Raw genomic sequence first — 21,640 nt, forward strand, 5'->3', positions numbered from 1 at the left:
TGTCGCCCAGCCCGATTTCGTCAGCGGGGCGTCAGGGCGACCGCTCTAGCCAGGTCGCACGACACAGATGCGACATCAGGGGGACCACATGATCCATCGCCGCACCACCTTCGCCGCCGCCAGCGTCCTGGCCCTGCTGATCGCCGCCCCGGCCCTGGCCCAGACCGCCGGGGTGGCCCCGGTCGGCGCGACCGTCCCGACCGCTCAGGGCGGCGCCAACGCCTCCGCCCTGCTCTACAACGCCGCCGATCCGGCCAAAAGCGTCATCGCCGCCACCGGCGAGTTGGGCGGGCTGGAGTTCTACGGCCTGGACGGCCAGCGGCGCTCGGCCCTGGCCGGCGGCGAGACCTACGGCGTCGACGTGCGCGGCGACCTGATCGCGGTGCTGGACCGCAAGGACGGCCGCCTGCGCCTGTCGCGCTACGACTTCGCCGGCGGGACCGCCGCCAGCCTCGACGCCCGCCCCCTGACCCTGGGCTACGCCGGCGAAGGCCTGTGCCTGCACAGAAGCGCCCGCGACGGCGCGCTCTACGCCTTCACCCTGGGCGGCGAGGGCCAGTTGGACCAGTGGCTGCTCTTCCAGGCCGCCGACGGCAAGCTGGACGGCCGCATCGTGCGCCGCCTGCACCTGTCGTCCGAGGCCAAGTACTGCGTCGCCGACGACGCCGCCGGCACGCTGTATGTCGCCCAGCAGGCGGTCGGCATCTGGCGCTACGACGCCGATCCCGAGGCCGAGGCCGTGGCGACCGTGGTCGACATCAACCGCCTGGGCCGCATCAAGGGCGAGGTCGGCGGGCTGGCTGTCCTGAACGGCGGCGCGGGGGGAAACTACCTGGTGGCCGCCAACGCCGACGCCGGCGACTACAATGTCTATGACCGCAACGCCGACGACCGCTTCCTGGGCGCCTTCCGCATCCAGGCCAATGGCGCGGACGTGCTGCAAGGCCCGTCGGGCCTGTTCGGCCTGCGCGCGCCCGTCGGCCCGGGCCTTCCGGCCGGCGCCCTGCTGGTCACCGACGATCGCAAGGCCGGGGCCAACACCCAGGTGCTGTCGTGGAAGGACGTCGCCGCCGCCCTGAACGTCTCGCCCGGCGCCGACGCGCCGACGGTCGCGCCCAGCAAGCTGGCCCTGGTGACGGCCACCATCGAGACCCAGCCGGTCGAGCACGGCGGCGACGCGGCCGACGACCCGGCCATCTATGTTCACCCGACCGATCCCGACAAAAGCGCCATCATCGCCACCGACAAGAAGGGCGGCCTGCTGGTCTACGATCTGGCGGGCAAGCCGCTGCAGTACCTGCCCGACGGCAAGATGAACAATGTCGACCTGCGCCACGGCTTCAAGCTGGGCGGCAAGAGCGTCACCCTGGTCACGGCCAGCGACCGGACGCACAAGGCCATCGCGATCTACACGATCGACCCGGACACCCGGCAGCTGACCAGCGTCGCCGACGGCGTCCAGGCCACCGGCCTATCGGATCCCTACGGCCTGTGCATGTACCGCAACAGGAAGGGCGCGACCTTCGTGTTCATCAGCGATCCCGACGGCCTGGTCCGTCAGTGGAAGCTGGTCGCCACCCCGGCCGGCAAGGTCCGCGCCGAAGCCGTGCGCGACGTGAAGTTCGACACCCAGACCGAAGGCTGCGTCGCCGACGACGAGACCGGCGCGCTGTATGTCGCCGAGGAGGACGTCGCGCTGTGGAAGCTGGGCGCCGAGCCGGCCACGGGCACGGCCCGCAAGGCCGTCGCCCGCGTGGCCGACAATCCCGCCCTCAAGGACGACCTGGAAGGCGTGGGCCTGTACGCCCAGGCCGGCGGCAAGGGCTATCTGGTGGTCTCCAGCCAAGGCAACAACAGCTACGCCCTGTTCCGGCGTGAGGGCGACAACGCCTATGTCGGCAGCTTCGCCGTGATCGCCGACGGCGCGACCGGCATCGACGGCATATCCGAGACGGACGGCCTGGACGTCACCAGCGCCTCGCTGGGCGCGGGCCTGGAAGGCGGCGCCTTCGTCGCCCAGGACGGCCGCAACGTCTCCCCGCCCGAGAACCAGAACTTCAAGCTGGTCCCGTGGTCCACGATCCCCCGGAAGCTGGGGCTGAACTGAGCCGAGCAAGATCGGCATGGCGCCGCTACAGGCGGTCACGCCGATATGCGCCAGGAGTGGACCTTGGCGCACCTCCAGCAAGACGACCTCTGGGACAGCCCGTTGAGGCTGGTAACGCGGGATCGACATGCGTCCCGCAAGTCGGACAGTCCATTGAACAGCCCCCGCCTCCGATGAAGTAGTGGCCACAGCGATCGTGATCTACGCACGTCTCTACGCGCTCATCGGCTTACGCGATAATGCGCTCACGCCCGTCCGGTCGGTCCACGACTTTGCATCGAGCCTCTACTTCTCAAACGTGACCTGGACGACTCTTGGCTATGACGACATCACCGCCGTCGCTCCGCTCGCCCGGCTCTTCGCGGACGCTGAGGCGCTGAACGGGTCGTTGTTCACGGCGATCTTCATCGCCGTCCTCATTGCCTCGTTCGAAAAACTCATGCGCCCACAGACGCCGACTGCATAGTCGTCGCGGCGGCGCTGATAGGGAAGATCAGGCCTAAGGCTTCTGGCTTCGCAGCCGCCCTCCCTCCCCATCGAAGTCTCGAGCAAGGCTCTTGGAAATCGCCTCGGCGTCCCGGTGGGCGGTCGGATAATGTTCCGGCGTGACGCTCCGGCGCGCCAGCAACTGACGGATCCGTTCTGGCGAGACACGCATGTCGGGGGTCGCCACCTCCCAGTCGGCATATCCCAGGAAGGCGTCACAGAGGGCGTAGACCGCCGCCACTCGAGCCATGAAGTTTTCCACGGTGGTGCGGCCAGAAGGCCGCATCGTCCCGCGCGGGCCAAAGCCGGCGACCCTGGTGGCCTGCACCTGAAGTTCGCGCAGGAACAGCCGCAAAAACGGCCGAACTTCCCTCGGCGAGGCGGCGACTGCGTCGCGAAGCTGTGGAATGGCCTCGCTCGCGAGGACGGGAAGTCGCAAGTCGGCACCGCCCCCCTCCCCCTCGTCCCTTTGTTGCGCGGCGATCAGCGCCTGATAATAGGCCAAGCACTCTTCGCAGTAGACGTAGACGGCACTCAAGGTGTGCGGGAGCAAGCCCCACGACGCGTCGAAAGCCCGCGCGAGCCGTTCCTCCTCCTGCTCTCGTGTCAGGACGACCTGGGCCCGAGCGAGCACGACTTGCTTCTGGACGAAGAAGGCGCCGATGAACGCCGCCAGGATGGCTATGCCCCCCGTGATCAAGGTCTGGAACTTGTAGATCCATCCCTCCGCGGTCCAGTCGAAACCCAGGCCAAGTCCAACCGCTACCAGTACGCCAATGGAAGCGCCGAGAAAGGCGATGGCCAGATCCCGACCGACGCCACGGCTGTGTCGATCGCCGCTCATGTTGAAAACTTCGCCATAGCCTCGGCCCGTGCATAGGCGCGCTGGTCCTCCTCTATCTCAAGGACCAAATCGGCGTCGCCGGTGTCTACGGTAGTGTCTGCCGCCGGCAGGCCCGCGATAACTTCAAGCCGCCGAAGCGCCGCTTCGATCCCGCGAACACCGTCCATCGCTGGCTGAACGACGTGACACGCGCCATATGTGTAGCCTCGTTTGTCGTCCGGGATCATCTTTGCGGAAAATGCCTGGGCGTCGTGGGCGTTTGCGTGGAACGTCACGACGGCTACGACCACGTCCGCCGGCAGCATGCCGATCTTCGACGCCAAGGCCCGATAGAGCGCGGGATCGGGCAACCGCAGATCGTCGACCAAGTCTTGGTCGACGTTGCTCTCCCGGTCGAGATCCACGCGTGCGTGGACCCTGGCCAAACGAGCAAGCGCGACCCGGACCAAGATTAGCTCGCCGTAGATCGCCGCGGCGACGGCCGCGACCTCCGCTTGACGCAGGCGATCGTCCCGCAACCGGTTCAGCCGGGCGTTCCACAGGGCGCCGAGGAAAAGCGCGACGAAGCCCAGCACCGATCCGATCGCGCCCTGCCAAGACTTCAGTTCAACATAGAAGGCCAAGGCTGGACTAAGCCGCCAGCTTGGCGCGCTTGGCTGCAGCCGGGCTGACCATTATCTTGGTGTAGACCTTCTCATCGGTTTTGGTCTCGCGATGGAAATAGGCGACGTGGAAGGCTGAGGTCCGCCAATTCCCACGCCCGAGCGAGGGCAGCACGCGATATTCCTCCAAGTCTTCGCCGCTCAGGTGCGTGCGCGAGAAGTCGAACAGGACCAGCAGACTCGGGCCGTTATGCCGGAGCAGCTTCTTGACCTCGGTTTCATTTTCCTTGGCGCACAGCTTGCGCTTGTGCTTGTCGCCGTACTTTCGAACCGCCAGCTCGACCGCGACGTCGCCGACCCGAAAGTCGATGCGCCCACTGCTCGACACGCAGCCTGGCAACGAGCTGGCGATCTCCGGCTCCACCTTCCCAAACCAACCCAGCAGGAACGCCCTCACGATGTGGAGCAGCTCGCTCTCCGAGTAGTGTTCGAACCCCGCCGACTTGGCGAAGTCGCGATCCAGCAAATTGACGAACAACACGCCAAAGGCTTCGACGACTTCATTGATCGCAATCCGCATCGCATCCTCCCCGGGATACGGCGCAGCTTAGGGCGAAGCGTTCGGGAATGCACGCTTGTCAACGCCCGTCGGGATTGCCTCAACGTATAGGGGCGTCGACAAGCCGTTCTGGAACGTCAGATAGGAATTCGCTCTCGCATCACTGCGGCCTAGTGTCGATGCGCGATTCCACCACCTCCTGCCCCGGCCTTTGCCAGCACATAAACGATATCTCTGAACCTTCTCCAGATTCATCCTTCTGGATATAGGTCATACGAATTATATTTCCCCACACAGCACTGGCGCTGTACGAAATGCTTTTCGGATTAGCTTGGGCGTGGTGCAAATATCGCTCTACGATGACCTTACAGCGCGAAAATCCAAGCTCTTCACCCGACATTTTCTTCTCGCCTGACCCATCTGGAAAGGGCTTCTGATCCATGGCTAAAGTTCCATTCAGCTGAAGCGAGACCACGACGACCGTCAAAGCCAAAATGCCCGCTCGCCGCGACACAACGATCTACCTCACGCCTGGCTTCGGCGTTCGCATAGGCTTCGGACGTCTCTCACAGTCAAGTTTTCAACGGGCGCGACCAAGCTCAGGGGCGGTGTGCGGACCGTAAAACTTGCGACTCGATGCGGCGCGAGAGCAAGGCTTCCGTTTCACCAAGGATCACAGGGCCGACGAGATCGATAGTAGCCCCAGGCCTTGCGCAGAACTTGCACTAGGGACTTGCCTCAACGCCGAACCCAGTCATGTGTCAGTCGCGCTGTTGGCGCGGACCAAAAACGCGCCGCTCGCGGCGGACTACATGCGGTGAAAACGTACCTCCGGGGTACGGTGGCGTACTTGGGCATAGGTGCCCCGGGTACGATTCGTACCGCCAGATCGCTCGCATCCGCCCCCCCCCCAGCCTACCCCAGGCCGCCCCGCAACTGCCCGAGATTGACTCCGATGAAGAGAGCCGAGCAATAAGGACAGGGACGCGGCGATCGTCGGCCTCCGCCTCGAATCTACTCACGCGCTGCCCCCGGGCATAACTCGCGAGACGCGGGCTCTACGGCGACCGTTAGTTCGTCGGTCGTGGACAGTCGCTTCTCCGCCTCCACGACCGAGATCGCCGGGTCCCTCGAAGGCTTTTGAGTTATCGTCACGACATCATCAGCCGCGAAGACCTTTCTGCTTTCGGAGGAGCTATCTAGCGGCGAGGACACATTGGGTCCGTCGCCCATTCTCCATCGACTACCATTCGCCATCGCCCACGAACTAAATTATCCGCAACTTCAAACATGGATGCTCGTGATAATCCGTGATTTTGGCCCGCCTCCTGAACGCAAGAGCGAAATACATCCCCGATAACCGACATCAGTTAACTCCCGTTTTTTAGAAATTCCACCAGAATCAAACAATTAAATACTATGCATTACTGCTGCACAACCATCCCAGCGGCGATCCCACGCCCTCGCGGCCCGACATCGAGATGACCAAGCAGATCGTCGAGGCCGGCAAGGCGCTGAAGATCAACGTCCACGACCACCTGGTGGTCGGCCGCGACGGCGTGGCCAGCTTCAAGGCGCTGGGGCTGTTCTAGCCCGGCGTCCGAAGACAGGACCCTCGCGCGACTTGCGGACTTTCAGACCAGGCGCGGGCCCAGCACGGCCAGGAGGGCGCGCGCTTCGTCCCGCTCATCCTCGGAGATGTGGACGCCGCCATCGGCGATCGCGAGGCATCGCAGGGCCAGCTGGACGTTCTTCCGGACACCCACGCCTTCGAGATAGCACTTCGCGAGATCCAGCTGCGCGCCGTCGTCGCCGCCTCGAGCCGCCCGCTGGAACCAGCCGAACATGTCCTGGTAGCGCCCAAGCTCGCGATAGAGGATAGCGATGTTGTTCGCCGCGCCCGTCGAGCCGTGGCGGCGCCAGGCGCGGCGATAGAGTTTCATCGCGAGGGGCTTGTCCACCTCGACCCCCAGCCCTTCGTCATACAGGTAGGCCAGCCGGGTGAGGCACTCCGCCGAGCCGAGGGACGAGCCACGCTCGAACGAACGCAGCGCCAGATCGAAATCGCCCGCCTCCTCGGCGGCGTCGCCAATTCGAAACAGGGCGTCCGTCGTCACCATGACCCTGTTCTTGCATGGCGGCCGGAGCGCGCCAACGGCTCACGAGGCGCCGACGTGAACCGGCAGCGCTTTGCAGCGTTCAAGCCTGAACGCTCGGAACGAGCGGCAGTGGGAGCTTGAGCATGGATCGTCGCCTCTTCGTCGCCTCGGCCCTGGGACTGCTGGTCCCAGGCGCGGCCCTCGCGCAATCGGGCGGACCGCCCGGCGGCGGGAAACCCGGCGGCGGTCACGGCGGAGGCGGACCAGGCGGCGGCGGTCATCCGCCCGGCGGCGGGAATTCCGGCGGCTCGCGCCCGCCCGGCGGCGGGAACGGCGGAGGACGACCGCCCGGCCAGGGTCAGGGACCGGGCCCGAGACCGCCCGCGCCCAAGCCCCCGCCCCGCCCGCCGTCGGGCGGTCACCGCCCTCCCCATCCCGGCCCCGGGCCGCGTCCGCCGGGCCCCGTGGGTCCGCACCGCCCCGGCGCGGGCCGTCCGCCCGGCTTCCGTCCGGTCCATGGTCCGCGCTGGCGCTATCCGTCGGGCTATCGCTACCGCCGCTGGAGCATCGGCGTGGTGCTGCCGTCGCTGTTCCTGACCCCGACCTACTATTACGACGACTACTGGCGCATGGGCCTGGAAGGGCCGCCGTGGGGCTATCAATGGGTGCGCTACGGACCCGACCTGCTGCTGGTCGAGACCCGCACCGGCCGGATCGCGGACGTCATCTACGGCGCGTTCTACTAGGGTTAGAGTCCGGCGCGACGAACACTTGCCCCCTACGGACCGCTTCGCGGTCGTCTTCCCCCGCTGGGGGAAGAGCCTCGCGGCGGCGGCTCCGCCCCCTACGGGGGCGGACAGACCGCTTAGCGGTCAGGTGGGGGCAAGTGTTCGCCGCCCCGCCTTGACCGACCGCCCGCAATCCCCGAGCGTGGCCTTAGCAAACGCCATGTCGGAGCCAAGATGTCCCGCCTGCTGACGATCCTCCTCGGCTCCGCCGCCCTCGCCGCCGCCGCCCCCATCACGACCTGGGCGGCCGACGCGCCCATCTCGAAGGCCGATCGCGCGCTGCACGAGAAGGTCCTGACCCTCGACACCCACCTGGACACGCCCGAGCACTTCGCCCGCAAAGGCTGGAGCATGGCCGACCGGCACGACGTGAAGGCCGACGGCACCCAGGTGGACCTGCCGCGCATGGACGCCGGCGGCCTGGATGGCGGGTTCTTCGTGATCTACACCGAGCAGGGAGCCCTGACCGCCGAGGGCTATCGCGCGGCCCGCGACGCGGCCCTGGAGCGCGCCGCCGAAATCCGCGAGATGGTCGCGGCCCATTCCGACAAGTTCGAGCTGGCCTACACCGCCGACGACGCCGAGCGGATCAACAAGGCCGGCAAGAAGTTCGTCTTCCAGAGCATGGAGAACAGCTGGCCGCTGGGTGAGGACCTCACCCTGATGCAGACCTTCTACGCCACCGGCGTGCGGATGGCCGGTCCGGCGCACTTCAAGGCCAACCAGCTGGCCGACAGCTCGACCGACAAGCCGCTCTGGCACGGCTTCTCGCCGCTGGGCCTCCGCTGGCTGGCCGAGGCCAACCGGCTGGGCATCCTGATCGACGTCAGCCACTCGTCCGACGACGTGGTCGACCAGGCCGTGCAGCTGTCGAAGGTCCCGATCATCGCCTCGCACTCGGGCGCCAAGGCCATCTACGACCACCCGCGCAATCTGGACGACGGCCGGCTGAAGAAGATCGCCGACGCCGGCGGGGTGATCTGCATCAACTCGGTCTATCTGAAGAACACCAACGCCAGCCCCGAACGCCTGGCCGCCTTGAAGGCCCTGGGCCCGGCGCCCGACAGCGAGACGGCGAGCGAGGCCGACATCATCGCCTATCTGAAGAAGAAGGCCGAGGTGGACGCCAAGCTGCCGCCGATCCGCGCCAGCTTCGAGGACTTCATGGCCAGCCTGACCCACACCCTGAAGGTCGTGGGTCCCGAGCACGTGGGGATCGGCGCCGACTGGGACGGCGGCGGCGGGGTGGTCGGCTTCGAGGACGTCGCCGACCTGCCCAAGGTCACCGCCCGCCTGAAGGCCGCCGGCTACACCGACGCCGACGTCGCCGCGATCTGGGGCGGCAACGTGCTGCGCGTGGTGCGCCAAGTGCAGGACTACGCAGCCAAGCAGGCCGCCGCGAAGTAGACGCCCGCTTTCGGGTAACGCCGTTCTCGGTTAGCCTCTCCCGGCGTCGCTGGGAGGGGTTTCCGCATGAACCGTGTCGCGTCCTGGGTCGGCTTGGCCGCCCTGCTGTGCCTTGCCGGCCTTCCCGCCGGGGCGCGGGCCGCCAGTTTCGACTGCGCCAAGGCCGGCACGCCCACCGAGAGGGCGATCTGCAAGGACCCGGCGGTGTCGAAGCTGGACGAGCAGGTCGCCGCCGCCTTCAAGGCCGCCCAGGGCCTGTGGCCGGCCGGGAACTGGTCGAGCTACATCCGCACCGAACAGCGCAACTGGCTGGGCGACCGCAACACCATCTGCAAGGCCGACGCCGCCTGCCTGAAGCAGGACTACGAGCGCCGCCTCAGCTTCCTGACCCATCCCAGCCTGAAATGGATGGGCCGCTACGTCGGCGGCAAATGCCCTGCGGACGGGGTCTATCTGGACGTGTCGCAGAGCTATCCCGACGCCGGGATCGGGGTTGAGCTCTACATCTGCCCAAACTCGGCGGGGAACATGCTGATGCAGGCCGAGGGCGCCGTCGACGCCTCGGGCAAGCTGCGCTTCGAGGATGCGGGCTGCCCGCGCACCCTGACCTTCACCCAGGACACCGCCACCCTGTCGTTCCCGAAGACCGAACGCTGCGCCCTGGGGACCGACCAGCGGGTCTTCCGCCGCGATCCGGCCAAGTCGCCCTATCTGAACGAGTAGGCCCTCATGACCCGTCTCCTCGCCATCCTCGCCGGCCTGCTGCTTGTCGCGACCGCCGCGCCGGCCGCCGCCGCCAGCTTCGACTGCGCCAAGGCCCGCACCAAGGTCGAGAAGCTGATCTGCAAGGACCCGCAGCTGTCGCGCCAGGACGAGGACCTGGCCAAGGCCTATGGCGAGGCGCTCAAGCTCTGGGACGGCCAGATCGCCGCCTATGTGAAGCTGAGCCAGCGCGGCTGGGTGGGCTCGCGCGCCCTGGAGCCGCCGGAAGTGAGCGGGGGCGGGATCCTGTGCACCGACGACGAGACCGCCCTGCCCTGCCTGCGGACCATCCACGCCGACCGCATCGCGGTGCTGCGGAACCCGGGCTTCCGGCTGAGCGGCATCTACACGCGCGGCCCGGACATGATCAGCCTCAAGGCCGTGCCAGCCGGCCTGAACCTCGGCTACATGCTGGGCGATCCGAGCGCGACCCAGGGCTTCACCGACGACACCCGGCCCGTGAAGATCGCCGTCGGCCAGACCGTGGTCAGCTTCCCCCTGACCGGGACCGGTCCCGACGCCTGCATCCTGGACGCGGCCTTCGTTGTCGACACCGTGACGATCACCCAGAAGGGCCCGTGCGGCGGCGCGAAGCTGGGCGGCTGGTGGAAGCGGGACCAGACGCGCGATCCCGAGGCGGAGATGTTCTAGGATTCTCACCGGTGTCATCCCGGAAGCCTCGCAGAGGCTGTCCGGGACCCAGGTGACTGGGCACATGCGGTGCGGCTCACCTGGGTCCCGGACAAGCGCTGCGCGCTTTCCGGGATGACAACCGTTTTTGAGTTCAGGAGCGCCGAACTCGCCGCCACGCCTCCCAGACCCGCCACCCCATCAGCACCGCCAAAATCCCCGCATAGACCAGGGGCGGCCGGTGGTCGGCCTTCACCAGCAGGTAGTAGTGGGCCACGCCCAGCGGGACGATCACGTAGATCAGCCAGTGCAGTTTCTGCCAGGTCGCCCGGCCCAGGCGCACGACCCAGCCGTTGGTCGAGGTCACGGCCAGGGGGATCAGCAGGGCGAAGCCCAGCATGCCCAGGGTGATGAAGGGCCGCTTGAGGATGTCCTTCACCAGCTGGCCCCAGTCGAAGAACAGGTCGACGCCGATATAGGTCAGCAGGTGCAGGCAGATATAGGCGAAGGCGAACAGGCCGACCGTGCGGCGGAAACGGACCAGGCGCGGCTTCTTCAGGAGGCGGGCGGCGGGGGTGATCGCCAGGCCGACCAGCAGCAGGCGCAGGCCCCAGACGCCGATCTGGCGGATCAGGGCCTCGATCGGATTGGCCCCCAGGTCGTCGCTGAACACCCGCCAGGCCAGCCAGACCAGCGGCGCGAAACAGGCCAGCCAGACGGCGGCGTAGACCAGGTTGTCCTGGGTTTTCGAAGGGCGCTTGCTCTTGGCCGCCCGCTTCACCGAGGCGTCCATCAGAAGTTCCGCTTCAGGTCCATGCCGCGATAGAGGTCGGCCACCCACTCGCCGTAGCCGTTGAACGGCAGGGTCTCGCGGCGGCGGAACTCGCCGATCCGGCGCTCGGTGGCCTGCGACCAGCGCGGATGGTCCACGGCCGGATTGACGTTGGAATAGAAGCCGTACTCGCGCGGGGCCAGGTCGTTCCAGGCGGTGCGCGGCATCTTCTCGACCAGGCTGATCCGCACGATCGACTTGGCGCCCTTGAAGCCGTACTTCCAGGGCACGACCAGCCGGACCGGCGCGCCGTTCTGGTTGGGCAGGACGTCGCCGTAGAGGCCCACGGCCAGGATGGTCAGCGGATGCACGGCCTCGTCGATCCGCAGGCCTTCGCGATAGGGCCACTGCAGGGTGTCCCAGCGCTGGCCGGGCATTTCGGACGGCCGCATCAGGCTCTCGAAGGCGACGAACTTGGCCTTGGAGGTCGGCTTGACCTTGGCCAGCAGGTCCTTGAGGGGGAAGCCGACCCAGGGGATCACCATCGACCAGCCCTCGACGCAGCGCATGCGGTAGATGCGCTCCTCCAGCTTGTTCCCCTTGATCAGGTCGTCGATGGCGAAGCTGGCCGGGGCCTCGCATTCGCCGTCGACGCGGACCGTCCACGGGCGGGTCTTGAGCGACCCCGCGTTCTCGGACGGGTCCTCCTTGTTGACCCCGAATTCGTAGAAGTTGTTGTAGCCGGTGATGTCCTTCTTCGGCGTCTTGGCCTCGGTCGTCGAGAAGCCGGGACCGTAGGCCAGGTCCCGCGCCTGGGCCACGCCGACCGCCGCCATCAGGCCCAGCCCGGCCGCCCCGCCGATGAACTCACGCCGACGCAGGTAGAGCGCCCGGTCGATGACGTCGTTGTCGGTCAGGTCGGGGGCGTGGCGGATCAGCATGGGCGGGCTCCGGGGAGGCTACCTTGTAGGATACGTGCCGGGAGCCAGAATGGTTACAGGGCGTGTGTTGAATGTGACCACTTGCCCCCTACGGGTCGCTTCGCGACCGTCTTCCCCCCGAGGGGGAAGAGCGCTGAGGCTCCGCCCCCTACGGGGGCGGACAGACCGCGAAGCGGTCAGGTGGGGGCAAGTGGGTGAGCCACCCTACCCCTTCACCACCGCCTCGAACGCGCCCCGCGCCTCGGTCTTCGCCTTGGCCAGCTTGGTCTTCAGCGAGCGGAACTCGCGCACGCCGCCGGCCCGGGCCAGCAAGGCGCGGAAGGCCTTGGGCTCGGTGTCCGGGTCGTGGCCGTCCTCCAGGGCCACCTTCAGCAGCTGGGACAGGTCCTGCTCCAACCGCCAGGCGCTCTCCAGCGCCGTCAGCGCCGCCGGGTCGCCCAGCTTGGCCCGGCCCAGGGCCGCCAGGGCCTCGCCGGTGTTCTGGGCCAACGGACCGCCGCCCGCCGCGTGGACCAGCTGCAGGAACTGGGCGGCGAACTCGATGTCGACCAGGCCGCCCGGCGTCAGCTTCAGGTCCCAGTCGCCCTTGCCCGGCCGCTCGTCCTCCATCAGCTGGCGCATCTCCAGCACGTCGACGGCGGTCTTCCTCGGATCGCGCGCCCGGCGCAGGGCCGCGGCGATCGCGGCCTCGGCCCGCGCCTTGAACGCCGGCGAGCTGGCCCAGATCACCCGCGCGCGGGTCAGGGCCTGCAGCTCCCAGGTCTCGGCCTCGCGCTCGTAATAGTCCTCGAACGCCGCGTAGCTGACCGCCACCGGCCCCTTGGTGCCCGAGGGCCGCAGCTTCAGGTCCACCTCGTACAGCGTGCCCTCGCCGGTCGGGGCCGACAGGGCCGAGGTCAGGCGCTGGGTGAAGCGGGCGTAGAAGCTGTCGGCGCTCCAGCCCTTGATGCCCGACATGCCCGACATGCCCGCCGGATCGTCGGACGCGTACAGCGTCATCAGGTCCAGGTCCGACTTGGCGGTCATCTCGCGCGAGCCGGCCTTGCCCAGGGCCACGACGGCCACCTGCCCCGGGAACTCGCCGCCCAGCCGCTCGACCTCGGCCAGGGCCGCCGGGGCCAGGCCGCCGACGATCAGGTCGGCCAGGTCGGCGAAGGCCGCGCCCGCGTCGCGGGCCCCGGCCGTACCGCTGATCACCCGCACCCCGATCCGGAAGCTCTGGTCACGGAACAGCCGCCGCGCCGCGTCCATCGCCCCCTCGAAATCGGCCGGGTCCCAGGGCGCGTCCTTGGGCATCTCGATGGGCCCGAAGAAGGCCGGGTCCAGCAAGGCGTCCAGGGCGGTGGGGCGCCGCGCCAAGGTGCTGGCCAGGCGCGGCGCGAAGGCCATGACCTCGACGATCAGTTCGAACAGGCGCGGCTGGGCCAGGAAAAGCGACTGGATCTGCACCCCGCTGCTCAAGGACGAGAAGAAGTCGCCGAACCGGTTGAAGGCGTCGTCGGGCGCGCCGGTGGCGTTGGCCGCGTCCAGCAGGCGCGGGGCCAGGCGGGTGAACAGTTCGCGGCCCCGCTCGGTGCGGGTGGCGGCGATGTGGCCGTGGTGCCAGCCGCGGATCGTGGCGGCCACCCGCTCGGGATGGCTGAAACCCATCCGCTTGAGCGTGGCCAGGGTCTCGGGATCGTCCTCGACGCCCGTGAAGACCAGGCTGCCGAACCGCGACGACAGCTCCTCCTCGCCCTTGAACAGCGCGCCGTAGCGGCGGTTCACCCCCTTGAGGATGTTGCCGACCACCGCGTCGAAGCTGCGCAGGGCGGCGTGGCCCCACAGGGCCGCCACCTTCTTGCGGTCGGCGTCGGACTCCGGGAGCTTGTGGGTCTGGTCGTCGGCGATCATCTGGGCCCGGTGCTCCAGGGCGCGCAGGTCGCGATAGGCCTTGATCAGATAGTCGCGGTCCTCGGGCGTGACGTGGCCGGCCTCCGACAGGGCCGCCAGGGCCTCCAGGGTGCGCGGGCTGCGCAGGTCGGGATGGCGGCCGCCCAGGATCAGCTGCTGGGTCTGGACGAAGAACTCGATCTCGCGGATGCCGCCGCGCCCCAGCTTCAGGTCCGCCCCCTTGGCGGTCAGGCGGTCGTCCACCTTGTAGGCGTGGATCTGGCGCTTGATCGAATGGATGTCGGCGATGGCGGCGAAGTCGAGGTTCTTGCGCCAGATGAACGGCTGCAGCTCGGCCAGGAACGCCTGGCCCCGCGCGAAGTCGCCGGCGCAGATGCGCGCCTTGATGTGCGCCGCCCGCTCCCAGTTCTGGCCGACGCTCTCGTAGTAGTCCAAGGCCGCGTCGATCGGCATGGCCGGCGGGGTCGACGAGGGGTCGGGGCGCAGGCGCAGGTCGATGCGGAAGACGTAGCCGTCGGCCGTGCGCTCGGCCAGCAGCCGGCCCAGATGGTTGGCGATGCGCACCGCCACGCCCTGCGGCTCGACGCCGTCGGCCACCGGCAGGGCCTCGGGCGCGTAGAAGATCGAGAAGTCGATGTCGCTGGAATAGTTGAGCTCGAACGCCCCGTGCTTGCCCATGGCGATGCAGAACAGGCCCGGGGCCGGACCTTCCGGACCCTCGCCCACGTGGGTCAGGGCGCCGCGCGCCACCTCCAGCCGCACGGCCTGGGCCAGCGAAGCGTGCAGGACCGCGTCGGCGAAGCGGGTCAGGGCGCCGGTCACCGCGTCCAGGTCCCAGACCCCGCCCAGGTCGCACAGGGCGGTCAGCAGGTGCAGGTCGGCCTTCAGCTCGCGCAGCGCCCGCCGGGCGGTCTCGAAGTCGGGTTCGGCGGCCACGGCCTCGGCCTGGGCCAGGATCTGGGCCAGCCGCGCCTCGGGATCGCCCTCCAGGATCAGCGGCAGCCGCTTGCCGTCGCGCCGCGCCAGGCCGGTCAGATACGGCGAGGCGGCGAACACCGGCGCCAGGGCCGGCCAGGCGGCCTCGACCGACGGCGCGGCCTCGCCGACGCGCCGTGTGATCGTCTCGTGCGCCCGCTCGGCGGCCTTGGGATCGACGACGGGGCCGCAGGGGGTGAGGCGTTCGAGCAGACGAGTCATGGCGGGCACTGTGGCGCGGGAGGGCGGCGAGGTCATCCCGTCTCGTGACGGATCACGCGAGCGCATCGACGTCCGCTTGACACTCGATGTTACAGGCGTAATCGTTCGAGTCTGGAGACCGAACGCCATGAACATCACCCAGGCCGAAAGCCGCATCATGGACGCGCTGTGGATGCGCAATCCGCTGACGGTGGACGAGATCATGGCCGAGGTGGCCGAACCCCAGGGCTGGGGCGAGGCGACGGTCAAGACGCTGATCAATCGCCTGCTGAAGCGCAAGGCGATCCGGTCGGACCGCATCGACGGCCGGGCGCGCTACGCCCCGATCATCCAGCGGGCCGACTACGTGCAGGCCGAGAGCCAGAGCCTCCTGAACCGACTTTTCGACGGCCAGCTGACGCCGCTGGTGGCGCACTTCGCCCAGCATCGCGCCCTGTCGACCGACGAGATCAAGCAGCTGAAGTCCCTGATCGAGGGCCTCGAAAATGATGGCTGAACTGCTGGCCCTGACCCTGTTGCGCACCCAGGCGGCGGCCGCCGCGGCGGTGCTGCTGGTCCTGTTGCTGCGGAGCCCGACACGGGCCGTGTTCGGCCCCGGCCTGGCCTATCGCCTGTGGGCGCTGGTGCCGGTCGCGGCGATCGCCACGGTCTTCCCCAGCCTGTCCGAGACCCTGGGCTCGGGCGCCCCCGCCTCGCTGATGGGCGAGGAGCGCGCCGTGCTGCTGCTGGCCGTCTGGCTGGCCGGCGGCGTCGCCCTGGCCACGGTGATCCTGCTGCAGGAGCGCGCCTTCCGCGCCCGGGCCGAAGCCGGCCGCGCCGGCCCGGCGGTCATGGGGGTCTTCTGGCCCCGCGTCGTCCTGCCCGCCGACTTCGCGACCCGCTTCGACGAGCAGGCGCGCAAGATCGTCGACCTGCACGAGCGCGCCCACATCAAGCGCGGCGACCCGATCGCCAACCTGGCCATCGCCGGCATCCAGGTCCTGGGCTGGTGCAACCCGCTGATCCATGTCGGCGCCCTGTGCGCGCGGCTGGACCAGGAGATGGCCTGCGACGCCACGGTCCTGAGCCTGCGCCCCAACCTGCGCCGCACCTACGCCGAGGCCCTGGTCGAGGCGCACACCCGCCGGACCGGCTCGCCCCTGGCCTGCTTCTTCGCGGCCCATCCGCTGCTGCTGCGGGTCAAGCTGCTGGCCAAGCCCGAGCCCAGCTATCGCCGCCAGACCGCCGGCGCGGCCGCCGTCGCCCTGATGGCCGTGGCCACCGCCCTGGTCGTCTGGACCGTCACGCCGCGCGGCCCCCTGCCCAACCAGGAGATCTCCTGGCCCGGCCGGTTCGTCGGCGACACGCCGGTCGACAGCATCACCCTGCCCAAGCTCAACCACTGATCCCGAAGCCCGCCGCGGTCCCGCGCTCATGGCTTGACGACTCGGATTACGTTTGTAAGTTTTACAAACTACGGACGTAATCCACGCCTCGCGTGGAAGCAGGCGGGGCGGCCATGACCTTCGTTCTCAGGATGCCGGAAACGCGCGGCCCCAAGAGCCGCCGCAAGAGCCTGGCGGTGAAGGCCTTCGACCTGGGCGTCATGGCCCTGGTCGCCTTCGCCGTCGGCCTGATGGTCATGTACACCGTGCAGTACGAGCTGAAGGTCGAGCCCAAGGCGCCGGCCCGGGAGGGCGCCCAGCTGATCAAGGCCAGGTCGATGGCCCGTGTCCGCTGGGCCAGCGTCAAACCGCGGCTGATCGCCCGCCTGGCCCAGCCCCATTCGCTGGAACTGGGCCAGGTGTGGGCGCGGCGCGACGGCCGGGTCTGCGGCCTGGTCAACGGCTGGGGCAGCTTCGGCGGCCTGACCGGCATGACCCGCTTCTACGCCCAGGGCGACGAGCCGGTGTTCAAGCAGGACGGCGGCGGCCAGGCCTTCGAGGAGGAGTGGTGGGCCTGCAAGCGCGACCGCTACGTCGTCATCCGCGAGGGCTCGGACGAACCCGGCTTCTGCGCGACGAAGCTGGGGCAGCAGCGGTGCTACACGGTGGTGTACGGGCGGTGAGTTGAACACTTGCCCCCTACGGACCGCTTCGCGGTCGTTCCGCCCGGAGGGGGAAGAGCCGCGCCAGAAGGCTCCGCCCCCTATGGGGGCGGACAGACCGCGAAGCGGTCAGGTGGGGGCAAGTGCGTGCGCTTCTGACCCCTACTCCACCCGTGGCAAAAGCAGCGCCACTCGCAGGCCCGGCCCGAAGCCGCCGTATTCGCCGGGCCCCTCGGCCAGCTCCAGCCGTCCGCCGTGCGAGGCGGCCACCGCCTGGACCAGCGACAGACCCAGGCCCGCGCCCGGCTCGCTGCGGCTGTTCTCCAGGCGGACGAAGCGCTGGATCACCCGGACGCGGTCGGCCTCGGGCACGCCGGGGCCGGTGTCGGTGACCGAGAACTCCAGCTCGCCGGACGAGGTGCGTCGGGCCCGCAGCATCACCGCCCCGCCCTCCGGCGTGTACTTGATGGCGTTGTCCAGGATGTTGGCCAGGGCCTGGGCGATGAACTCGCGGTTGCCCCGGATGTTGAGCGCCGGGACGATCTCGGCCTTGAAGTCCAGGCCCTTGTCCTCGCAGCTGGCCTCGTAGAGCTCGGCCATGTCCGAGGCCAGCTCGCTGGCGTCGAACACCGTCTGGTTGGGCGCCTCGCCGGCCGCCTGCAGGCGGGCGATGGCCAGCACGGCGTTGAAGGTCTTGAGCACGCCGTCGGCGTCGATCAGGGCGGTCTCCAGGGCGGCCACGGGGTCGCCCTTGCCGTTCTCGACGTCGATCAGGGCCACCTCCATGCGCGCTCTCAGCCGCGTGAGCGGCGAGCGCAGGTCGTGGGCGATGGCGTCGCCGGCGTGGCGCAGGCCGCCCATCAGCCGCTCGATGCGGTCGAGCATGTCGTTCAGCCCCTCGGCCAGCTCGTCGTACTCGTCGCGGGTGCCGCGCACCCGGGCCCGGGCGTGCAGGTCGCCGGCCCGCACCGCGTTCACGACATCGACCAGCCCCTGCATGCTGCGCGAGACGTTGCGGCTGATCAGCACTCCGCCGGCCAGGCCCAGGATGATGACCAGCGCCCCGGCCCCGCGCAGGGCCCGGACGATCTTCATCACATAGCCTTCGGACTCCTGGACGTCGGCGCCGACGAACAGGGCCTCGCCGCCCGACAGGCGCTCCTGCACCCCGCGCGCCGCGCGCTTGACCTCGGCGCCGTCAATGTCGGTCTCGGTGAGCTTGAAGGTCTCCCAGGTGGGGCCCGGGCCCGTGAAGTCGTCGATCGGCGACTCCTCGATCGAGCCGGAGATCCGCTTCCCGTCCTTGTCGAGCAGCAGGTACAGGAACGGCCGCTCGCCGGTGGCGCGCTCGACGATGGTCTGGTTCAGGGCGTTGACCCCGCCCACCCGATAAGCGGCCTCCAGGCTCTCCATCTCGCGGGTGATGTCGGCGTCGGCGCGGCGGTTCACCTCGCCGGCCGTGGCGATGTAGATGTAGCCCAGGAACGCGCTGGCGGCCGCCGCGAACAGGGCCAGGAACAGCAGCGTCAGCCGGAACGGCGTGGATCGGATCAGGCGCGGCAGGCGCATGGTTCAGCGGGGCTCGTCTAGAAGAGCGGACAGGTCGCGGCGGCCATCGACGATACGCAACACTTCGACGTCTCCCTCCACGAGGTCGTAGATGATCACCCACGGCCGAACCGGCAAAGTGAATGTATTTTCACCCAGGTCACGCCGCGCGCGCCCCAGTTGAGGAAACGCCGCGAGCCGGTCCAGGGATTTCCAGGCGTTCGAGCTGCGCGACCGCGACGCCAAGCCCGTTGTCCCCCGCGACCCTCGCCATTCCGACCTTATCGCTTGGCGAGATGCCGGCGCGTTCCTTCGGCGATGATCTCGGCGACCGTGCGCTTGTCCGATCGCCCCTCGGCGAGCTGCCGGCGCGCGACGTCCAGCGACTCCTTCAGCGCGTCCCGATTGCGCTCGAACCAGGCTTCGAGTTCGGCCTCGGACGGTTCAGCGCTGAAGTCCTCGCGCTCGGGAACGGGCTGGGTCAGCTTGTTCATGGCTCCAGCCTATCACGCCCAGGACCAACCGCCTACGGATCGAGCCGGTAGCCGGCCCCGCGCACGGTCTGCAGCATGGGGCGGTCGAAGCCCTTGTCGATCTTGGACCGCAGCCGGGAGATGTGCACGTCGATGACATTGGTCTGGGGATCGAAGTGGTATTCCCACACCTTCTCCAGCAGCATGGTGCGCGTCACCGACTGGCCGGCGTGGCGCATCATGAATTCCAGCAGCTGGAACTCGCGGGGCTGGAGGTCGATCTCCTTGCCCTGGCGATGGACCGTGCGGTTGATCAGGTTCATCTCGAGCTCGCCCACCTTCAGGGTGGTGGCCACCGCGCCCGTCTCGCGGCGGCGCGACAGGGCGTCGACCCGGGCGATCAGCTCGGCGAAGGCGTAGGGCTTGACCAGGTAGTCGTCGGCCCCGGCCCGCAGGCCGGTGACGCGGTCGTTGATCTCGCCCAGGGCCGACAGGAACAGCACCGGCGTCTGGTCGCCCTCGCGGCGCAGGGTCTCGACCACCTCGACGCCGTTCTTCTTGGGCATCATGCGATCGACGATCATCACGTCGAACCCGCCCTTGCCCGCCTCGGTCAGGCCGGCCTCGCCGTCGGGCGCGTGGACGCACTCGTAGCCCGCCTCGGTCAGGCCGTGGCTCATGGCGCCGGCGGCTTCGAGATCGTCCTCGATAATCAGGATACGCATGCAGGTCCCCAGATGCACGAAAGGGCGTCACCGTGCGAATCGATGACGCCCTCTGTCGTGTCGTCGTCACGTCCCCGCAATGGTGACGTGATCCGGGCGCGGGCGAAAGCCCCCGCGTACCGGCGTTAGCCTATGCCGCCTACGGCGCGATCTTCAGCGGCACGATCGTGGGACGACCGGCGCGGATGATCCGCAGGTTGACGCTGGGGCGCTGCAGCTTCTTGGCCGCCTCGACCGCCGCGTTGACCTGCGAGGCCGAGGTGACCGGATCGCCGTTGACGCTGGTCAGCACGTCGCCCTTGCGCAGGCCCTTCTCGCCGGCGTCGGAATTGACCTTCACGCCGTCGATCAGCACGCCGCGGACGGTGGGATCGATGCTGTAGGTGCGGCGGGCCGCATCGTCGATCGGCGCCAGGCTCATGCCCAGGGCTTCCGACTTCTGGACCTGCGGCTTGGTCGGCGCCTCGGCGCCGCCCTCGTCGCTGTCGTCGTCGCTCAGCGCCAGTTCCTTCTCGGTCGGACGCACGCCCGACTTGATGTCGATGGTGCGGGGCTTGCCGCCGCGCAGGATCGACAGCTTCAGGGTGTCGCCGGGACGGCCCTTGGCCACTTCGCGGGTCAGTTCCGAACCGTTCTTGATCGCCACGCCGTTGACGGCGGTGATCACGTCCTCGGGCATCAGGCCGCCCTTCTGGGCGGGACCGCCGGCCACCAGGTCGGCGACGATGGCGCCCTTGACGTCGCCCAGGCCCTGGGCGTCGGCCATTTCCTTGGTGAAGGGCTGGATCTGCGCGCCGATATAGCCGCGCACCACCTTGCCGCCGCTGATCAGCTGCTTGGCGGTGGCTTCGGCCACGTCGGCGGGGATGGCGAAGCCGATGCCCACCGAGCCGCCGGTCGGCGAGAAGATCGCGGTGTTGACCCCGATCACCCGGCCGTAGATGTCGAACGACGGACCGCCCGAGTTGCCCCGGTTGATCGGCGCGTCGATCTGGATGTAGTCGACGAAGGTCGACGAGCTGTCGCCCAGGTCGCGGTTGTAGGCCGAGATGATGCCGGCCGTGGCGGTGCCGCCCAGGCCGAACGGGTTGCCGATGGTGATCACCCAGTCGCCGACCCGCGGCTTGGCCTGGTTCTCGAAGTTCACATACGGGAACGCCGCGCCCTTGGCCTTGGGGTCGACCACCTTCAGCACGGCCAGGTCGGTGCCTTCGTCCCGACCGACGATGGTGGCCTTCAGCTCACGGCCGTCCTTCAGAACCACGTTGATGCCGTCGTCGTCGGCGTCGGCGACCACATGGTTGTTGGTCACCAGATAGCCGTCGGCCGAGATGAAGAAGCCCGAACCCGAGGACTGCTGCTTGGGACCGGGGGCTTCCTCGCCCTCCTCGCCCGGCTTCTGGCCGCGCGGCACGATGTCGAAGCCTTCCAGGCCCGGGATGCGCAGACGCGGGGCCGCGGCGGCCTTGGAGGTCACGTCGATCTGCACCACGGCGGGCGAGACCTGTTCGAAGATGTCGGCGAACGACATCGGCGCGCCGGGCGGCGGGGCGAACATCGGGGCTGGAGCGCCCGAGGTGCGGACCACCTGGGCCGGCTCGGCCGCCCCCGCGGGCGCCATGCGCATGCCGACCCCGGCCAGAGCCGCGCAGGCCACGCCCGCGCCGGCGACCGCACCGACAAAGAAACCAGACTTCCTAGCAGCCATCTTACGTCTTTCCTCACCCACGGCGCGCGGCGCCGGGTCCTTGGCTTGAGAACCTAGTTGCGCTGGCGAAAGG

23 protein-coding genes are annotated in these 21,640 nt (G+C 68.7%); 10 read left to right on the forward strand and 13 right to left on the reverse strand.

All coding sequences use genetic code 11. The features are described 5' to 3' along the window. The first annotated feature begins 88 nt into the window (after positions 1 to 88). Positions 89 to 2,107: a phytase gene (locus WAE60_RS09605; RefSeq protein WP_337685962.1), complete on the forward strand. Its 2,019-nt coding sequence runs from the start codon at positions 89 to 91 to the stop codon at positions 2,105 to 2,107. Between the two features lie 181 nt (positions 2,108 to 2,288). Then, positions 2,289 to 2,573: a potassium channel family protein gene (locus WAE60_RS09610; protein ID WP_337685963.1), complete on the forward strand. Its 285-nt coding sequence runs from the start codon at positions 2,289 to 2,291 to the stop codon at positions 2,571 to 2,573. A gap of 33 nt (positions 2,574 to 2,606) precedes the next feature. Here WAE60_RS09610 and WAE60_RS09615 read toward each other — a convergent pair whose 3' ends face one another. The 4 genes from WAE60_RS09615 to WAE60_RS09630 form a co-directional block, all read right to left on the reverse strand. Next, a complete protein-coding gene (locus WAE60_RS09615) occupies positions 2,607 to 3,437 on the reverse strand; it encodes a hypothetical protein (RefSeq protein ID WP_337685965.1) in 831 nt (276 codons plus the stop codon). Then, positions 3,434 to 4,060 carry a hypothetical protein gene (locus WAE60_RS09620; protein ID WP_337685967.1) on the reverse strand — a complete coding sequence of 209 codons (627 nt, stop codon included), beginning with the start codon at positions 4,058 to 4,060 and terminating at the stop codon, positions 3,434 to 3,436. The genes WAE60_RS09615 and WAE60_RS09620 overlap by 4 nt, the downstream gene beginning before the upstream one ends. Positions 4,061 to 4,067: 7 nt before the next feature. Further along, positions 4,068 to 4,619 (reverse strand): hypothetical protein, encoded by a 552-nt coding sequence (locus WAE60_RS09625; protein WP_337685968.1) that lies wholly within the window; start codon positions 4,617 to 4,619, stop codon positions 4,068 to 4,070. A gap of 139 nt (positions 4,620 to 4,758) precedes the next feature. Further along, on the reverse strand, positions 4,759 to 5,040 hold the full coding sequence (locus WAE60_RS09630) for a hypothetical protein (RefSeq protein WP_156035563.1): 282 nt from the start codon (positions 5,038 to 5,040) through the stop codon (positions 4,759 to 4,761). Between the two features lie 988 nt (positions 5,041 to 6,028). Here WAE60_RS09630 and WAE60_RS09635 point away from each other — a divergent pair. Continuing rightward, positions 6,029 to 6,190 carry a JAB domain-containing protein gene (locus WAE60_RS09635; protein ID WP_081916496.1) on the forward strand — a complete coding sequence of 54 codons (162 nt, stop codon included), beginning with the start codon at positions 6,029 to 6,031 and terminating at the stop codon, positions 6,188 to 6,190. 42 nt (positions 6,191 to 6,232) lie between these two features. Here the strand turns inward: WAE60_RS09635 and WAE60_RS09640 are convergent, their stop codons facing one another. Continuing rightward, positions 6,233 to 6,718, reverse strand: a complete 486-nt coding sequence (locus WAE60_RS09640; protein WP_029907582.1) for a tetratricopeptide repeat protein — start codon at positions 6,716 to 6,718, stop codon at positions 6,233 to 6,235. A 122-nt stretch (positions 6,719 to 6,840) separates the two neighbouring features. On the opposite strand from WAE60_RS09640, the gene WAE60_RS09645 reads away from it, so the two are divergent. The 4 genes from WAE60_RS09645 (at position 6,841) to WAE60_RS09660 (ending at position 10,305) form a co-directional block, all read left to right on the forward strand. Further along, on the forward strand, positions 6,841 to 7,443 hold the full coding sequence (locus WAE60_RS09645; protein WP_029907584.1) for an RcnB family protein: 603 nt from the start codon (positions 6,841 to 6,843) through the stop codon (positions 7,441 to 7,443). A 216-nt stretch (positions 7,444 to 7,659) separates the two neighbouring features. Further along, positions 7,660 to 8,892 carry a dipeptidase gene (locus tag WAE60_RS09650; protein ID WP_337685971.1) on the forward strand — a complete coding sequence of 411 codons (1,233 nt, stop codon included), beginning with the start codon at positions 7,660 to 7,662 and terminating at the stop codon, positions 8,890 to 8,892. Between the two features lie 66 nt (positions 8,893 to 8,958). After that, positions 8,959 to 9,615 (forward strand): hypothetical protein, encoded by a 657-nt coding sequence (locus tag WAE60_RS09655; protein ID WP_337685973.1) that lies wholly within the window; start codon positions 8,959 to 8,961, stop codon positions 9,613 to 9,615. Positions 9,616 to 9,621: 6 nt separating this feature from the next. Further along, positions 9,622 to 10,305, forward strand: a complete 684-nt coding sequence (locus WAE60_RS09660) for a hypothetical protein (RefSeq protein WP_337685974.1) — start codon at positions 9,622 to 9,624, stop codon at positions 10,303 to 10,305. A gap of 133 nt (positions 10,306 to 10,438) precedes the next feature. Here the strand turns inward: WAE60_RS09660 and msrQ are convergent, their stop codons facing one another. From msrQ to WAE60_RS09675, 3 genes are all read right to left on the reverse strand, one after another. Continuing rightward, positions 10,439 to 11,077 carry a protein-methionine-sulfoxide reductase heme-binding subunit MsrQ gene (gene msrQ / locus WAE60_RS09665; protein ID WP_337685976.1) on the reverse strand — a complete coding sequence of 213 codons (639 nt, stop codon included), beginning with the start codon at positions 11,075 to 11,077 and terminating at the stop codon, positions 10,439 to 10,441. After that, the gene (gene msrP, locus WAE60_RS09670; RefSeq protein ID WP_337685977.1) at positions 11,077 to 11,997 is read right to left on the reverse strand and encodes a protein-methionine-sulfoxide reductase catalytic subunit MsrP; all 921 of its coding nucleotides are present in this window, start codon (positions 11,995 to 11,997) and stop codon (positions 11,077 to 11,079) included. Before msrP ends, msrQ begins: the two co-directional genes overlap by 1 nt. Before the next feature lie 204 nt (positions 11,998 to 12,201). Continuing rightward, on the reverse strand, positions 12,202 to 15,087 hold the full coding sequence (locus tag WAE60_RS09675; protein ID WP_337685978.1) for a bifunctional [glutamine synthetase] adenylyltransferase/[glutamine synthetase]-adenylyl-L-tyrosine phosphorylase: 2,886 nt from the start codon (positions 15,085 to 15,087) through the stop codon (positions 12,202 to 12,204). A 127-nt stretch (positions 15,088 to 15,214) separates the two neighbouring features. Between WAE60_RS09675 and WAE60_RS09680 the strand changes: the two genes are divergently transcribed. The 3 genes from WAE60_RS09680 to WAE60_RS09690 all read left to right on the forward strand — a co-directional run bounded on the left by WAE60_RS09680 (position 15,215) and on the right by WAE60_RS09690 (position 17,134). Beyond that, positions 15,215 to 15,583 (forward strand): BlaI/MecI/CopY family transcriptional regulator, encoded by a 369-nt coding sequence (locus WAE60_RS09680; RefSeq protein WP_029907597.1) that lies wholly within the window; start codon positions 15,215 to 15,217, stop codon positions 15,581 to 15,583. Continuing rightward, positions 15,573 to 16,472, forward strand: a complete 900-nt coding sequence (locus tag WAE60_RS09685; RefSeq protein ID WP_029907599.1) for a M56 family metallopeptidase — start codon at positions 15,573 to 15,575, stop codon at positions 16,470 to 16,472. The genes WAE60_RS09680 and WAE60_RS09685 overlap by 11 nt, the downstream gene beginning before the upstream one ends. 113 nt (positions 16,473 to 16,585) lie before the next feature. Next, entirely contained in the window at positions 16,586 to 17,134 is a 549-nt protein-coding gene (locus WAE60_RS09690) for a hypothetical protein (protein ID WP_029907601.1), read from the forward strand. Between the two features lie 141 nt (positions 17,135 to 17,275). On the opposite strand, the gene WAE60_RS09695 is transcribed toward WAE60_RS09690, so the two are convergent. The 5 genes from WAE60_RS09695 to WAE60_RS09715 form a co-directional block, all read right to left on the reverse strand. Further along, positions 17,276 to 18,682 carry a HAMP domain-containing sensor histidine kinase gene (locus WAE60_RS09695; protein WP_029907603.1) on the reverse strand — a complete coding sequence of 469 codons (1,407 nt, stop codon included), beginning with the start codon at positions 18,680 to 18,682 and terminating at the stop codon, positions 17,276 to 17,278. A gap of 3 nt (positions 18,683 to 18,685) precedes the next feature. Continuing rightward, entirely contained in the window at positions 18,686 to 18,907 is a 222-nt protein-coding gene (locus WAE60_RS09700) for a type II toxin-antitoxin system RelE/ParE family toxin (protein ID WP_337685983.1), read from the reverse strand. Positions 18,908 to 18,942: 35 nt separating this feature from the next. Further along, entirely contained in the window at positions 18,943 to 19,155 is a 213-nt protein-coding gene (locus tag WAE60_RS09705; RefSeq protein WP_337685985.1) for a hypothetical protein, read from the reverse strand. A 32-nt stretch (positions 19,156 to 19,187) separates the two neighbouring features. After that, entirely contained in the window at positions 19,188 to 19,859 is a 672-nt protein-coding gene (locus WAE60_RS09710) for a response regulator transcription factor (protein WP_029907609.1), read from the reverse strand. A gap of 139 nt (positions 19,860 to 19,998) precedes the next feature. Then, positions 19,999 to 21,567 carry a trypsin-like peptidase domain-containing protein gene (locus WAE60_RS09715; protein ID WP_029907611.1) on the reverse strand — a complete coding sequence of 523 codons (1,569 nt, stop codon included), beginning with the start codon at positions 21,565 to 21,567 and terminating at the stop codon, positions 19,999 to 20,001. Between the last annotated feature and the right edge of the window lie 73 nt (positions 21,568 to 21,640).

Origin of the sequence: Caulobacter sp. CCG-8, assembly GCF_037402475.1 — a bacterium.
In the GTDB taxonomy this organism is placed as follows: domain Bacteria; phylum Pseudomonadota; class Alphaproteobacteria; order Caulobacterales; family Caulobacteraceae; genus Caulobacter.